The 15,147-nt window shown below is 57.1% G+C and carries 15 protein-coding genes; 9 read left to right on the top strand and 6 right to left on the bottom strand.

Features of this window, described 5'->3' with window-relative positions; all coding sequences use genetic code 11:
* From KHQ28_RS27175 to acnA, 4 genes are all read left to right on the top strand, one after another.
* Positions 1-793: topoisomerase DNA-binding C4 zinc finger domain-containing protein (locus KHQ28_RS27175; RefSeq protein ID WP_323131621.1), on the top strand; the 793-nt coding region annotated here is incomplete at its 5' end.
* 345 nt (positions 794-1,138) lie between these two features.
* On the top strand, positions 1,139-2,113 hold the full coding sequence (cysB, locus tag KHQ28_RS27170) for an HTH-type transcriptional regulator CysB (RefSeq protein WP_002901772.1): 975 nt from the start codon (positions 1,139-1,141) through the stop codon (positions 2,111-2,113).
* 245 nt (positions 2,114-2,358) lie between these two features.
* Positions 2,359-2,526, top strand: a complete 168-nt coding sequence (locus KHQ28_RS27165; protein ID WP_002901776.1) for a YmiA family putative membrane protein — start codon at positions 2,359-2,361, stop codon at positions 2,524-2,526.
* Positions 2,527-2,914: 388 nt separating this feature from the next.
* A complete protein-coding gene (acnA, locus tag KHQ28_RS27160) occupies positions 2,915-5,587 on the top strand; it encodes an aconitate hydratase AcnA (protein WP_032419063.1) in 2,673 nt (890 codons plus the stop codon).
* Positions 5,588-5,633: 46 nt separating this feature from the next.
* Here acnA and ribA read toward each other — a convergent pair whose 3' ends face one another.
* Positions 5,634-6,236: a GTP cyclohydrolase II gene (ribA, locus tag KHQ28_RS27155; RefSeq protein ID WP_002901778.1), complete on the bottom strand. Its 603-nt coding sequence runs from the start codon at positions 6,234-6,236 to the stop codon at positions 5,634-5,636.
* 163 nt (positions 6,237-6,399) lie between these two features.
* Between ribA and pgpB the strand changes: the two genes are divergently transcribed.
* The 5 genes from pgpB (at position 6,400) to yciH (ending at position 10,042) form a co-directional block, all read left to right on the top strand.
* Positions 6,400-7,167 carry a phosphatidylglycerophosphatase B gene (pgpB, locus tag KHQ28_RS27150; protein WP_002901779.1) on the top strand — a complete coding sequence of 256 codons (768 nt, stop codon included), beginning with the start codon at positions 6,400-6,402 and terminating at the stop codon, positions 7,165-7,167.
* 135 nt (positions 7,168-7,302) lie between these two features.
* The gene (locus KHQ28_RS27145) at positions 7,303-7,611 is read left to right on the top strand and encodes a LapA family protein (protein WP_032419062.1); all 309 of its coding nucleotides are present in this window, start codon (positions 7,303-7,305) and stop codon (positions 7,609-7,611) included.
* A 6-nt stretch (positions 7,612-7,617) separates the two neighbouring features.
* Entirely contained in the window at positions 7,618-8,787 is a 1,170-nt protein-coding gene (gene lapB / locus KHQ28_RS27140) for a lipopolysaccharide assembly protein LapB (protein ID WP_004140292.1), read from the top strand.
* 191 nt (positions 8,788-8,978) lie between these two features.
* Positions 8,979-9,716: an orotidine-5'-phosphate decarboxylase gene (pyrF, locus tag KHQ28_RS27135; protein WP_004151907.1), complete on the top strand. Its 738-nt coding sequence runs from the start codon at positions 8,979-8,981 to the stop codon at positions 9,714-9,716.
* The gene (gene yciH / locus KHQ28_RS27130; RefSeq protein ID WP_004190739.1) at positions 9,716-10,042 is read left to right on the top strand and encodes a stress response translation initiation inhibitor YciH; all 327 of its coding nucleotides are present in this window, start codon (positions 9,716-9,718) and stop codon (positions 10,040-10,042) included. The genes pyrF and yciH overlap by 1 nt, the downstream gene beginning before the upstream one ends.
* Before the next feature lie 131 nt (positions 10,043-10,173).
* Here yciH and osmB read toward each other — a convergent pair whose 3' ends face one another.
* The 5 genes from osmB to KHQ28_RS27105 form a co-directional block, all read right to left on the bottom strand.
* Positions 10,174-10,392, bottom strand: a complete 219-nt coding sequence (osmB, locus tag KHQ28_RS27125; protein ID WP_002901783.1) for an osmotically-inducible lipoprotein OsmB — start codon at positions 10,390-10,392, stop codon at positions 10,174-10,176.
* A 274-nt stretch (positions 10,393-10,666) separates the two neighbouring features.
* Positions 10,667-11,416 (bottom strand): DNA-binding transcriptional regulator YciT, encoded by a 750-nt coding sequence (locus KHQ28_RS27120; protein ID WP_002901785.1) that lies wholly within the window; start codon positions 11,414-11,416, stop codon positions 10,667-10,669.
* Between the two features lie 71 nt (positions 11,417-11,487).
* Positions 11,488-11,667, bottom strand: a complete 180-nt coding sequence (locus KHQ28_RS27115; RefSeq protein ID WP_002901786.1) for a hypothetical protein — start codon at positions 11,665-11,667, stop codon at positions 11,488-11,490.
* Positions 11,668-11,825: 158 nt separating this feature from the next.
* Positions 11,826-13,760, bottom strand: a complete 1,935-nt coding sequence (locus tag KHQ28_RS27110) for an exoribonuclease II (protein ID WP_032419061.1) — start codon at positions 13,758-13,760, stop codon at positions 11,826-11,828.
* 81 nt (positions 13,761-13,841) lie between these two features.
* Complete coding sequence (locus KHQ28_RS27105) at positions 13,842-14,999, bottom strand: carboxymuconolactone decarboxylase family protein (RefSeq protein WP_032419060.1); 1,158 nt, start codon at positions 14,997-14,999, stop codon at positions 13,842-13,844.
* Positions 15,000-15,147: the final 148 nt, after the last annotated feature.

Here is a 15,147-nt window from a genome sequence, read left to right as displayed (position 1 = left end):
CGGCCGTAAAATGGGGATCCGTACCGCCAGCACCGGCGTTTTCCTCGGCTGTTCGGGCTATGCCTTGCCGCCGAAAGAGCGGTGCAAAACCACCATCAACCTGGTGCCGGAGAACGAAGTCCTCAACGTGCTGGAAGGCGATGACGCGGAAACCAACGCGCTGCGCGCCAAACGTCGCTGCCAGAAGTGTGGGACGGCGATGGACAGCTACCTTATCGATCCTAAGCGTAAGCTGCACGTCTGTGGTAATAACCCGACCTGCGACGGCTACGAGATTGAAGAGGGCGAATTCCGCATCAAGGGATATGACGGCCCGGTGGTGGAGTGCGAGAAGTGCGGGTCTGAAATGCACCTGAAAATGGGGCGTTTCGGTAAGTACATGGCCTGTACCAACGACGAGTGTAAGAACACGCGTAAGATCCTGCGCAATGGCGAAGTGGCTCCGCCGAAGGAAGATCCGGTGCCGCTGCCGGAGCTGCCGTGTGAGAAGTCTGACGCCTACTTTGTGCTGCGCGACGGGGCGGCGGGCGTCTTCCTGGCGGCCAACACCTTCCCGAAATCACGGGAAACGCGTGCGCCGCTGGTGGAGGAGCTGTACCGCTTCCGCGATCGTCTGCCGGAAAAACTGCGTTATCTTGCCGATGCGCCGCAGCAGGATCCGGAAGGCAATAAAACGCTGGTACGCTTTAGCCGTAAAACCAAGCAGCAGTACGTGGCGTCCGAAAAAGAGGGCAAAGCGACCGGCTGGTCAGCTTTCTTTATCGACGGTAAGTGGACGGAAGCCAAAAAGTAATGGCGTTCGTTCGGGCAGGAAAAGCGCGCTTTTCCTGCTCAGGCGACCGGCAGAGAGAGTGCATTTCTCTGCCGTGTCGTCTTCCCCTCTTTGCGTTAATTTCCTCCCCTTATAACCACCTATATTATTTTTCGTTAGCGTCTATACAGTGTTGATATAAATGATATAGTGGTTATAGTTAATGCCTTTTTTATTATTAAAACGTCTTATACATCATCGCTTTCAGGATGCATTGCGGCGCCACTATGGCCAACTGCCGGGAGCCCAGGGCCTTCATCGGCGACAAGTTGCCTGAACGTAAAGTGTATTAAGCGGCTTCATTTTACGCGCAAACGGATATCAGCCATGAAACTACAACAGCTTCGCTACATCGTTGAGGTGGTTAACCATAACCTGAATGTTTCATCCACCGCCGAAGGGCTCTATACCTCCCAGCCGGGTATCAGTAAGCAGGTCCGCATGCTGGAGGATGAGCTGGGCATTCAGATCTTTGCCCGCAGCGGTAAACACTTAACCCAGGTGACGCCGGCCGGGCAGGAGATCATCCGCATCGCCCGCGAAGTGCTGTCGAAAGTCGATGCCATCAAATCTGTCGCCGGAGAGCATACCTGGCCTGACAAAGGGTCTCTTTACGTCGCCACCACCCATACCCAGGCGCGCTATGCGTTACCGGGAGTGATCAAGGGGTTTATTGAACGCTACCCGCGGGTGTCGCTGCATATGCATCAGGGCTCGCCGACTCAGATTGCGGAGGCTGTGTCGAAAGGCAATGCCGATTTCGCCATCGCCACCGAGGCGCTGCATCTGTATGACGATCTGGTGATGCTGCCATGCTATCACTGGAACCGGTCGATTGTAGTGACCCCCGAGCATCCTCTGGCCACCAAGGGCTCGGTGTCCATAGAGGAACTGGCCCAGTATCCATTGGTAACCTATACCTTTGGTTTTACCGGCCGCTCCGAACTGGATACCGCGTTTAACCGTGCGGGCCTGACGCCGCGCATTGTTTTTACCGCCACCGATGCCGACGTCATCAAAACCTATGTTCGCCTGGGGCTGGGGGTAGGGGTAATCGCCAGCATGGCGGTGGATCCGGTCTCTGACCCGGATCTGGTGAAGCTGGATGCGAACGGTATTTTCAGCCACAGCACCACTAAGATAGGTTTCCGCCGTAGCACCTTCTTACGAAGCTACATGTATGATTTTATTCAACGTTTTGCTCCCCATTTGACCAGGGACGTGGTAGATACCGCGGTGGCTTTACGCTCGAATGAAGATATTGAAGCGATGTTCAAAGATATAAAACTTCCGGAAAAATAACCCTGAAAATAATAATGGCACTCCCTGCGAGGAGTGCCATTAACTATGATGGACTGTATTTAACAACTTAAACCTCGAACCAATCACAAAATTAATAATTTTTGGCAACACGTTTTTCATTATGCCCGCCGCGATCAAATAACCGGTTAAATATATTCCATCAGGCCTAAATTCACTGGATTAATCTTTTATCCATAATTAAGATTTATCTGTACCTGATGATTTGAGCAATTGGTGGTGACAATATGATAAGTAATATCGATTACATGAAACTGGCGATGTCATACGAGAATGACAAAACCGAAATCGATCCCGTTCTGCGTAGTCGCGTATGGGGCGTAGTGTTGGTAGGGTTGGCGATGTTCTGGAGCATCATCGCGCTCACCATCTGCAACATCTGGATTGTCAGCTAAAGCTGTAGGTCATCGTTGTAGATACATGTCATTTTTATGACAGTGAAAGGAAACTGTAATATAAAATCAGTGACCGGCAATACAGGGAGAATATATTTTGCCGCTGGATTCATCCAACCTGAAATCACTCACCAGAGCTAATCACTGCCCGCTGGCCGATTAGCTCTTTTTTTGTCCTCGTGTACTATTACAATATCGGCATACGCCCTCTTTGCACTATTTTGGTGCTATTTCGCCTGCTCTCGGATAATTCCCGTTTCCTCTCTCTCTGTCTCGCCGTATTTAGCAATTTGGGTTGTTATCAAAGTGTTATGCTCAGTATGTGTTATCTTTAATGGAGACCCTGAGGAGAATCAGGGTATGCCATCCCTGAGATAAAGGAGGAGCTATGTCGTCAACCCTACGAGAAGCCAGTAAGGACACGCTGCAGGTCAACGATAAAACCTGGCATTACTACAGTCTGCCGTTGGCGGAGAAGCAGCTGGGCGAGATCAGTCGACTGCCCAAGTCGCTGAAGGTGCTGATGGAGAACCTGCTGCGCTGGCAGGACGGTGACTCGGTAACTGAAGAAGATATTCGCGCCCTGGCCGGCTGGCTGCAACAGGCCCATGCCGACCGGGAAATCGCCTACCGTCCGGCACGCGTCCTGATGCAGGACTTTACCGGCGTGCCGGCGGTAGTGGATCTGGCCGCCATGCGCGAGGCGGTGAAACGCCTTGGCGGCGATACGGCGAAGGTTAATCCGCTATCGCCGGTTGACCTGGTGATCGACCACTCGGTGACCGTTGACCGCTTCGGCGACGACGAGGCCTTCGAAGACAACGTCCGCCTGGAAATGGAGCGGAACCACGAACGCTACGCTTTTCTGCGCTGGGGGCAGCAGGCCTTCAGCCGCTTCAGCGTGGTGCCGCCGGGCACCGGTATTTGCCACCAGGTGAACCTGGAATACCTTGGCCGGGCGGTCTGGAGCGAGGAGGTGAACGGCCAGTGGATGGCGTGGCCGGATACGCTGGTGGGCACCGACTCCCATACCACCATGATTAATGGTCTTGGCGTGCTGGGCTGGGGCGTGGGCGGGATTGAAGCGGAAGCCGCTATGTTGGGCCAGCCGGTGTCAATGCTGATCCCCGATGTTGTGGGCTTTAAGCTCAGCGGCAAACTGCGCGAAGGCATCACCGCCACTGACCTGGTACTGACGGTTACCCAAATGCTGCGTCAGCATGGCGTCGTCGGCAAGTTTGTTGAATTCTACGGTGACGGCCTGGATACCTTACCCCTTGCCGACAGGGCGACCATCGCCAATATGGCGCCGGAGTATGGCGCCACCTGTGGCTTTTTCCCTATCGATGACGTAACCCTCAGCTATATGCGTCTCAGCGGCCGTAGCGAAGAACAGGTCGCGCTGGTGGAAGCCTACGCTAAAGCCCAGGGCATGTGGCGCCAGCCTGGCGATGAGCCGGTCTTTACCAGTACCCTGGCGCTGGATATGAGCAGCGTCGAAGCGAGCCTCGCCGGGCCGAAGCGACCGCAGGATCGCGTGGCGCTGGGCGATGTTCCGAAAGCCTTCGCCGCCAGCGGCGAGCTGGAGGTTAACCACCTTCAGCGTCAGCGTCAGCCGGTTGACTATACGCTGAACGGGCATCACTATTCGCTACCGGATGGCGCGGTGGCTATTGCAGCGATTACCTCCTGCACCAATACCTCTAACCCCAGCGTGTTGATGGCCGCCGGCCTGCTGGCGAAAAAAGCCGTCGAACGCGGCCTGCAGCCGCAGCCGTGGGTGAAAGCTTCCCTGGCCCCAGGCTCGAAAGTGGTGTCGGATTATCTGGCCCATGCCGGCCTGACGCCTTACCTCGACCAGCTCGGCTTCAATCTGGTGGGATATGGTTGCACCACCTGTATCGGTAACTCCGGTCCATTGCCTGAACCTATCGAAGAAGCGATCAAAAAAGGCGATCTGACCGTCGGGGCAGTGCTCTCCGGTAACCGTAACTTCGAAGGGCGTATTCATCCGCTGGTGAAAACCAACTGGCTGGCCTCGCCGCCGTTGGTGGTCGCCTATGCGCTGGCGGGGAACATGAATATCGACCTCACCCGCGAGCCGTTGGGACAGGGCAAGAATGGCGAGCCGGTCTATCTGAAAGATATCTGGCCGAGCGGGGAGGAGATTGCCCGCGCGGTGGAACAGGTCTCCACCGAGATGTTCCGCAAAGAGTACGCGGAAGTGTTTTCCGGCACTGAGGAGTGGAAGGCGATCAAGGTGGAGGCGTCAGATACCTACGACTGGCAGGAGGAGTCGACCTATATTCGCTTGTCGCCGTTCTTTGACGAGATGGGCGCCGAGCCGCTGCCGGTAGAGGATATTCACGGCGCGCGGATCCTCGCCATGCTGGGCGACTCAGTCACCACGGACCACATTTCGCCGGCGGGGAGCATCAAAGCCGATAGTCCGGCAGGCCGCTATCTGCAGGAGCATGGGGTTGCCCGGCGCGACTTTAACTCCTATGGTTCCCGTCGCGGTAACCATGAGGTGATGATGCGTGGCACCTTCGCCAATATCCGCATCCGTAACGAAATGGTCCCAGGGGTGGAAGGGGGCATGACCCGCCATCTGCCGGATCCTGAACCGATGGCGATCTACGATGCGGCGATGCTGTACAAGGCTGAGGGTACACCGCTGGCGGTGATTGCCGGTAAGGAGTATGGCTCAGGTTCCAGCCGTGACTGGGCGGCGAAGGGGCCGCGCCTGCTGGGGATTCGGGTAGTGATCGCCGAGTCCTTCGAGCGTATCCATCGTTCCAACCTGATCGGAATGGGCATTTTGCCGCTGGAGTTCCCGCAGGGCGTCACCCGCAAAACGCTACGGTTGACAGGGGAAGAGCGGATTGATATCAGCAATCTGCAGTCGCTTCAGCCTGGCGCTACGGTGCCGGTGACCCTGACTCGCGCTGACGGCTCGCAGGAAGCGATCCCTTGTCGGTGCCGTATCGACACGGCGACAGAACTCACCTACTACCGCAACGACGGCATCCTGCACTACGTTATTCGTAATATGCTGTGAAACAAAGGGCCAGCATCGCTGGCCCTTTTTCGGTTATTCCACCGGTTTATTCCGTCGGCTTGCTGTTCAGCAGATGGCCCATCTTGGCGGCTTTGGTGTCCAGATAGTGAGCGTTTTTCGGGTTACGCCCGACGATCAGCGGCACCCGCTCCACAATGTTGATCCCGGCTTCGGTAAGAATTTCCACTTTTTTCGGGTTATTGGTTAATAACCGCACCTGCTCAACGTTGAGCAATTTGAACATGTCGGCGCACAAGGTGAAATCGCGCTCATCGGCGGCGAAGCCAAGCTGATGGTTCGCTTCGACAGTGTCGTAGCCCTGATCCTGCAGCGCGTAGGCGCGGATCTTATTCAATAAACCAATGTTGCGTCCTTCCTGGCGGTGATAGAGCAGGATCCCCCGACCTTCTTCAGCGATATGCGACAGAGCCGCTTCCAGCTGAAAGCCGCAATCACAGCGCAGGCTAAACAGGGCATCGCCCGTCAAACACTCTGAATGTACGCGGGCGAGGACCGGCGACTGCCCTGATATATCGCCATACACCAGCGCGACATGATCCTGTCCGGTTGCCAGTTCTTCAAAACCCACCATCAGGAAATCGCCCCAGGGGGTTGGCAGTTTGGCTTCTGCCACACGTTTAAGCTGCATGTGATTCTCCAGATTCTGTCAGCACCTGACTGTGCTTTCTGTTTCCCGCTATTTTGCCACAACGCCTGGACGTTCTCCTAATCGCGAACGGTTAGCCGTGTGGAAAGCGCACAAACGATCTACTTTCCGCTATGATGTTCATCTACAAGGAGAAGGAGAGAAAATGCTGTTGATAGCCCGACGAACTGCTCTCGCGGCGGCGCTGCTGCTGGTTATGCCCCTCACGGTCTGGCTTTCCGGGTGGCTGTGGCAGCCTGGACTGCCGGTTGCCATGTTGAAAAGCCTGTGGTGGGTGACGGAAACGGTGACCCAGCCGTGGGGAATTATCACTCATGTCGTGCTTTGCGGCTGGTTCCTCTGGTGTCTGCGCTTTCGGCTGCGCGCGGCGTTGATCCTGTTCCTTATCCTTGCCGCCGCTATCCTGGCGGGACAGGGGGCGAAATCCTGGGTCAAGGCGCGGGTCCAGGAGCCGAGACCGTTCGTCATCTGGCTGGAAAACACAAGGCAGGTGCCGGTGACGCAATTCTACGCGTTAAAGCGTAAAGAACGCGCTAAACTGGTGCATGAACAGCTGGCGCAGGCGCAGGACATTCCGTCATTTTTACGCAAACACTGGCAGAAGGAGACGGGGTTTGCTTTCCCGTCAGGTCACACCATGTTTGCCGCCAGCTGGGCGTTACTCGCTGCGGGGCTGCTGTGGCCGCGTCGCCGCTGGGGCACAATCGCGGTGCTGCTGGTGTGGGCGACGGCGGTGATGGGCAGTCGCCTGGCGCTGGGCATGCACTGGCCGCTGGATCTCATCGTCGCCACGCTGATCTCCTGGCTGCTGGTCACGGTGGCCTGCTGGCTGACGCAGCGCCTTTGTGGGCCGCTCTCGCCGCCCGGAGAAGAGGCGCAGGATATTAAAAAACGGATGCCTGAAGCGGAATAATGTTGATTTTAGCGGCATCCGACCGCATATCCTGAAGAGTTGCCATGCTTTTTCATTCCACCGCTGCGGCGAAAATGATACTTTATAGGGCTGAAAGCGGGCTTTTTTCGCGCAACCCACATAACGGGAAGTCATGTGAAATATTTACTCATTTTCTTACTGGTGTTAGCAATCTTCGTCATTTCAGTGACGCTGGGGGCGCAGAATGACCAACAGGTCACTTTCAACTATTTACTCGCTCAGGGTGAATTCCGCATATCGACTCTGCTGGCGGTGCTGTTTGCCGCGGGCTTTGCCATTGGCTGGCTGATCTGCGGCCTGTTCTGGCTGCGGGTGCGTGTCTCACTGGCGCGCGCGGAGCGGAAAATTAAGCGTCTTGAGCGTCAGATTGCCCCCGTCAGCCCGGCGGCTGTCGACGCAGGCGTGCCTGCGGTGAAGGAATAACCTCTTATGCTGGAGTTGTTGTTTCTGCTTTTACCCGTTGCCGCCGCTTACGGCTGGTACATGGGGCGCAGAAGTGCACAACAGTCCAAACAGGACGATGCGAGCCGCCTGTCGCGAGATTACGTGGCGGGGGTTAACTTCCTGCTCAGCAACCAGCAGGATAAAGCCGTCGACCTGTTCCTTGATATGCTGAAAGAGGATACCGGTACCGTTGAGGCGCACCTGACGCTCGGTAATTTGTTCCGTTCGCGCGGCGAAGTCGACCGCGCGATCCGAATTCACCAGAGCCTGATGGAAAGCGCGTCGTTAACCTACGATCAGCGCCTGTTAGCGGTGCAGCAGCTGGGACGGGATTATATGGCCGCCGGACTGTATGACCGCGCGGAAGACATGTTCAAACAGCTGGTGGATGAGACCGATTTCCGCCTCGGCGCGCTGCAGCAACTGCTGCAGATTTACCAGGCGACCAGCGACTGGCAGTCGGCTATTGAAGTGGCTGAACGGCTGGTGAAGCTGGGGAAAGAGAAACATCGTGGCGAAATCGCCAACTTCTGGTGCGAACTGGCCCTGCAGCAGATGGCAGCCAACGATCTGGATAAAGCGATGGCGTTGTTGAGAAAAGGCGCCGCCGCGGACCGCAACAGCGCCCGGGTATCGATCATGATGGGCCGGGTGTGGATGGAAAAGGGCGACTACGCAAAAGCGGTGGAGAGCCTCGAGCGGGTTATCGATCAGGATAAAGAGCTGGTGGGTGAAACGCTGGAGATGCTGCAGACCTGCTACCAGCAGCTCGGCAAAACCGATGAATGGGAAGTTTTTCTGCGCCGCTGCGTGGAGGAGAACGCCGGGGCGACCGCCGAACTGATGCTGGCGCAGATCCTTGAGCAGCGGGAAGGCGTCGAAGCGGCGCAAAACTACGTCACCCGGCAGCTGGAACGCCACCCGACCATGCGCGTCTTCCATAAGCTGATGGACTACCATCTCAACGAAGCGGAAGAAGGGCGGGCGAAAGAAAGCCTTGGGGTGCTGCGAAACATGGTTGGCGAGCAGGTGCGCAGCAAACCACGCTATCGCTGCCAGAAATGCGGGTTTACCGCTCATACACTCTACTGGCATTGTCCGTCCTGCCGCTCGTGGGCGACCATTAAACCCATTCGCGGTCTCGACGGCCAGTAAAGCCAAAAAAAAGCCCTCCGTTAGTTACAACATACTTATCGCTTCACTCCTCTCCAGGCGCGGCCCCGGCAGCGCCATCGTCCGGTCAGGGCAGGTACGGCAGTCTGTTATTTTGTTCGCTTCACAGGTAGAATGCTGCCCGTTTACCTTTTTTGCGCCACCCCGGCGCCCATCAACACTAAGGTCTGGTCATGACGTCTACAGCTATCCCATCTTCCCGCGCTGTCACATCCTCTCCCGTTGTGGTTGCGCTCGACTATGATAATCGCGATAAAGCGCTGGCATTTGTCGACCGCATCGACCCGCGCGACTGCCGCCTGAAGGTGGGCAAAGAGATGTTCACCCTGCTGGGCCCGCAGTTTGTCCGCGATCTGCATCAGCGTGGGTTTGAGGTGTTCCTGGACCTTAAGTTTCACGATATTCCCAACACCACCGCCCGCGCGGTGGCCGCAGCGGCTGAGCTGGGCGTATGGATGGTGAATGTCCATGCTTCCGGCGGCGCGCGAATGATGACCGCCGCGCGCGAAGCGCTGCTGCCGTTTGGCAAAGATGCGCCGCTGCTGATCGCTGTCACGGTGCTCACCAGCATGGAGTCCAGCGATCTACAGGATCTGGGCATTACCTTATCTCCGGCTGACTACGCGGCGAAGCTGGCGGCGCTGACCCAACGCTGCGGCCTTGATGGGGTGGTGTGTTCAGCCCAGGAGGCGGTGCGCTTTAAGCATGAGCTGGGGCAGGCGTTTAAGCTGGTGACCCCGGGGATTCGTCCGCAGGGCAGCGACGCTGGCGATCAGCGGCGAATTATGACTCCTGAGCAGGCTCAGGAAGCTGGGGTAGACTATATGGTGATTGGTCGCCCGGTTACTCAGTCGGCGGATCCAGCCGCGACGCTGCGGGCGATCAACGATTCTCTGCGCAAGGGGGCATAATGAGCGATTCCAACAGCCGTCTGGTCTACTCCACCGAAACCGGGCGTATCGACGAGGCGAAACCGGCGCCGTTGCGCCCGAAAGGCGACGGCATTGTGCGGATCCAGCGCCAGACCAGCGGCCGCAAGGGCAAAGGCGTCTGTCTGATTAGCGGGATTGATGCCGATGATGCTGCGCTAACCGCGCTGGCGGCAGAGTTGAAAAAAAAGTGCGGCTGCGGCGGCGCGGTGAAAGATGGCGTGATCGAGATCCAGGGCGATAAGCGGGATTTACTCAAGTCGCTGCTTGAGGCGAAAGGGATGAAGGTCAAGTTAGCCGGTGGCTGATCGCTATTTTCCCTCTGCTCCAATGGTCTGGTTGAAATAACAAGGCCGCGGTAAATGCCGCGGCCTTGAACGATTTAACGTGCGTAAGTCAATTCGTGTGAATTATTCTTTTATTTCGTCAGATAATTAAATTATTTGCCGACCTGGTGACCAATAATACCACCGACTGCTGCGCCACCCAGGGTACCGAGCGCGCTACCGTCAGTTAACACTGCACCACCGATAGCGCCGGCGCCAGCGCCGATAGCCGTGTTACGATCGCGTTTAGACATGTTAGAGCAAGCGCTCAGAGACATTGCTACAGTGACAGCCAGAACGACAGCAGCCATTTTTTTGCTCGTTGAAGTCATCATTTTTTTCTCCTGAATAATCTATTCATGGATTACAGCGCTCCTTTAAGCATAGCCTGATAAAGCAGCTTTAGGGCAATTCCATGAAGTTAAGGTGCGCAGGTGTCACGAAAATCACGCAGGTGATAGTCACTTCCTGTTATATCGCTAATAATAATTTTACTTTTTTTAAAATTTATCGTCAGGTAAAAAGTCTTAATTAGCGGCTCGGAATACTCTCAGAGCGATAAAGCGCCCCTTCCGGCGCTTTGGCAGGAGATGGGGCGGCGGAGGATCAGATGTAGGGCACGATATCGACGGTCAGGCCGCTGCGGAGCAATTGTTCGCGACAGGCGTCCGGTAAGCGATCGTCGGTAATAACGCGGTTAAAGCGGCCGGCGGGACCGAGCGGATAGGGATGTACCGCGCTGAATTTTGAACTGTCGCTAAGAATAATTGCCTCACAATGCTTCTCCAGCACGGCGTTCACCACGTCCGCACGCATCATATCGCGGCCGGTAAAGCCGGTTTCCGCCTGCCAACCGTCGATCCCGATGAAGGCTTTGCTGAAATGCACCTGCTGGATGAACTGACGGGTTAGCGGACCGACCATACTCTCACTGCGTTTCTGATAAATTCCGCCCAGCAGGATCACCTCTCCTGGGGTCTCTTTCAGCAGATGGGCGATATAGCTGCTGACGGTAATGATGGTGATATCGCCGCGCTCGGCCAGCGTACGCGCCAGCAGGGCATTGCTGCTGCCGTTTTCGATAAATACCGTTTCACCGGTATTCACTAGCGCCGCAGCCCGGCTGGCCAGCTCACGCTTAATGGCGAAATGGGTCATCATGCGGGTTTCAACATCTTCGCTGTCCAGCGGTACGGCATAGCCATGAGTACGGCGCAAATAGCTCTGCTTTTCCAGCAAATTCAAATCCTGACGAATAGTAACCTCAGAGACACCGGTCATCTTCGCCAGATCGGCGACGCTCATGCGGCCTTTATCGATGACCACTTGCAAAATACTTTGTTGTCGGGCGTTCATAGCAACATCACTGTTAGGGGGCTATATGGCGAGCAACCGGTCCATATGGCCGGCTGCGGCATGGCTGATATTCAGATTTCCCAGGGCGCCTTGGGTTGGTTTTGTTGTTCAGCATCGTCCGCCGCCAGCGCCAGCAGCTCCGCTTTGAGGATCTCCAGATTATGGATCGCAGAATGGTAATCACCGGCAACCAGAATATCCAGCACGGTATCGATACGTTGAGCGAGCAGGTGGGCATTCACATCTGACATGGCATTATCCTGGTAACAAAAACGAATGAAATCAATGATGCTAAAAATGAATGAAAAAGAGAAGCGAAAAAAACGCACAACCTTAATCGGTGCGACGGAAATGGCTGGATAGAGAGGAAAGAAGCAGCGGTTCCCGCAGGAACCGCTGTGAAGGGGCGTCAGACCGCCGGACGCGCAATAATGCTGCGGGTTTCCATGCGAACTTCAGCGATAGTGACATCGATAACGTCAGTCACTTTATAGACTACTTCACCTTTGATCTGCACGGTACCGTTCTCCTGGCTGCACACCAGTTCGTCGCGCACGGCGTGGAGGAACGGGGCCGGAATAAAGGCGACCGCGCCATTGTCCACCAGACGCACGCGCATCCCGCCGCGGCTGACGTCGATGATCTCCGCCGCGAAGCGGGTATCGGTCCCGGCTTTATCGTTGAGGAAACGGGCGTACAGCCAGTCGGCGACGTCGCGCTCGGCCATCCGGTTGAGACGACGGCGCTCCGCCATCTGCACGGTGGCTTCATCCTGGGGACGCGCAATGGTCTCGCCTTTAATGATGGCTTTCAGCAGACGGTGGTTGATCATGTCGCCATACTTACGGATCGGCGAGGTCCAGGTGGCATAGGCTTCAAGCCCAAGACCAAAGTGCGGGCCCGGCTCGGTGCTGATTTCCGCAAACGACTGGAAGCGGCGAATGCGGCTGTCGAGGAAACCGGTCGGCTGAGCGTCCAGTTCCCGGCGCAGCTTGCAGAACCCTTCCAGGGTGAGCACTTCCGTCGGGTCGACGTGCACATCATGGGTTTTCAGCAGGGCGGCCAACTGCTCGGTATTCGCCGGGTCGAAACCGGTATGAACGTTATAAACGCCGAAGCCGAGCTTGTCGCGCAGAACGCGGGCGGCACAGATGTTGGCGGCGATCATCGACTCTTCGACAATGCGGTTGGCAATGCGACGCGGTTCCGCGACGATATCCAGCACTTCGCCTTTTTCGCCGAGAACAAAACGGTAGTCCGGACGGTCTTTGAACACCAGCGCATGGGTCTGACGCCATTCGCTACGACGCTGGCACACGTCCTTCAGCAGCGTAATTTGCTGCGCGATCGCCTCGCTGTCCGGCTGCCAGCTGCCGCGGCCTTCCAGCCAGTCAGAGACGTCGTCATAGGCCAGCTTGGCTTTCGATTCGATGGTGGCGGCAAAGAACTCGATATTGTCTTCGATGGTGCCATCGGCCGCCAGGGTCATCCGGCAGGCCAGCACCGGGCGCACTTCGTTAGCGCGCAGGGAGCAGAGGTCGTCCGACAGCTCGCGCGGCAGCATTGGAATGTTGAAGCCCGGCAGATAGTTGGTAAAGGCGCGCACTTTTGCGGCGTTATCCAGCTTGCTGCCTTCGGCAATCCAGGCGGTCGGGTCGGCAATGGCGACCGTCAGCAGCAGTTTGCCATCAGCAGTGGACTCGGCATACAACGCATCGTCCATATCTTCGGTGCTGGCGCTGTCAATGGTGACGAAGTCGAGGGCGGTTAGGTTGCGGCGCGTCAGCCCCTCGTCGAGCATCTCGGTGGCGACGCCGTCCGGTGCCTCTTTCTCAAGATTATGGCGCGCCAGGGTTACCCACCATGGGACGAAGTGGTCGTCGCTAAAAGTGATGAACTGGGTCAACTCCGCGTAAAATCCGCGGTCGCCTTTTAATGGATGACGGCGCATCTCGGCGACGGCCCAGTCACCCTGTTTAAAATCGTGCTCAACGCCGCGGGCGGCGCGGCAGGGAATGGCGTCTTTCAGCAGCGGATGGTCAGGAACGATAGCGAGGCGATCGTCTTTCTTCTGGACTTTACCGACAAAACGAGTCAGGAAGGGCTCAACCAGCGATTCCGGCTCGGCGCTTTCGCGTTCTTTTTCAGAATGGATCACCGCGACGATACGGTCGCCATGCATCACTTTTTTCATCTGCGGCGGCGGAATGAAGTAGCTCTTCTGAGCGTCCACTTCGAGGAAGCCAAAGCCCTTTTCCGTGCCCTTAACGACCCCTTCCGCGCGCGGCGTCTGGGAATGCAGTTGCTGTTTAAGCTGCGCTAGCAGCGGGTTATCCTGAAACATAATTAGGTATTTTCGTGGCTAAAAGAGCGGCTGACATTTTTACGCGAATATGCCTGCCGCAGCAAGCGCTGTTTCAGCAATTTACGTCTGCTGACGCACATTGCCGAGGGCGACCTTCAGACGATTCATCCATCCGCACAGCCCGCTCCAGATCAACAGATCGATTGCTTGTTGCTCAGAGAGTCGATATTCCGCGAGGGGCGTTAACTGGGCGGCGCTAAACCGGTCAGGCGAGCGTGTTAACAGCTGCACCGCGGTCACGAGAGACCGGGCCTGAGGATGCTGCTGGAGCCAGTGATGGAGGGCCTGGTCGCCCTCCCGCAGATGGCTGGCGAACTCCTCTTCACCCTGCCAGTGGGGGAGCCAGGCGTCAAAACAGGTGGGGCTGCCATTGGTGCGCGCCGTGAGTAAGGCGACCTGCGGGCCAAAGGTATCATCCGTGCTGAGCTGGCGGATCAAGGTCTCCAGAGGCGCGAATAACTGTGGGTCGCAGGCCAGCAGCGGCGCCAGCTCGCCCAGACCGGGCAGCGACTGCCAGCCGGCGATGCGCCGCTGACGCTCATCATCGGCATACTGCAGGTCGGGATCCGCAATGTCTGCCTGCCATGCTCCCGGCGGCGGGGCGAACAGTTCCGCGGGTGCCTCCTCTTGCTGGGGCATACCGGGGATCCAGCGCACCGGAAAGCCCTGGGCCGCCTGCAGGACGGCAATCGCCCGCGCCTGGAAGCCGACGAATCCGATAATCTGGTTGAACACAATAATGTCCCGACTGGTTAAGCCCACTTCGTCCAGCTGGCTACGGGAGAGAGCGTTAATAACCGAGGGCGAACCGGCAAGCTGACGAGCATATTGCGTGATTTGCGCCAGACGACGGTTGCTCTCGCGCGAGGAGTCGGGGCCTGGCAGGGGAGCAAGGCGGGCGGCGTAGTGGTTACACAGCCGCTGGACGCCGTAGACCTGGGCGACGGTGAGCGCGGTGCTGAGTCGATCGTAAGCGGTAAAGGTCTGCAGGCGACTCACCGCCACCTGGTCGGGAAACAGCAGTTCGGCCAGCTGGCGTGCGGGGTGTAGCCAGTCAGCGTGGGCACGTAGCCAGGCGGCCGGCAGCGTCAGGTCCAGCAAAAAGCGGTCTTCAACATGGGCGGCTTCAGGGACGAGCGGCAGGACATCCACCGGGCAGATTGTTGACTGGGTTTCGTGATACCAGTGATTTTTGCCATTCACGCGGCGTGGCTCCATGGGCTTTCCTTGTTCGGTATGTGGCGAACCGCCGTTCCGCGGATCGTTTATGCAGAACTATCCTGGCGTAACCCGGAAGCAGGAGAAAATATTGATACGTGCTAACAAATAGCCGATTGGAATAACAGGTGGGGCGTAAGGCGTGGGG

Origin of the sequence: Klebsiella sp. 28, assembly GCF_018223905.1 — a bacterium.
In the GTDB taxonomy this organism is placed as follows: Bacteria; Pseudomonadota; Gammaproteobacteria; order Enterobacterales; family Enterobacteriaceae; genus Klebsiella; species Klebsiella pneumoniae.
This window is presented reverse-complemented; position numbering and strand designations above follow the sequence as displayed.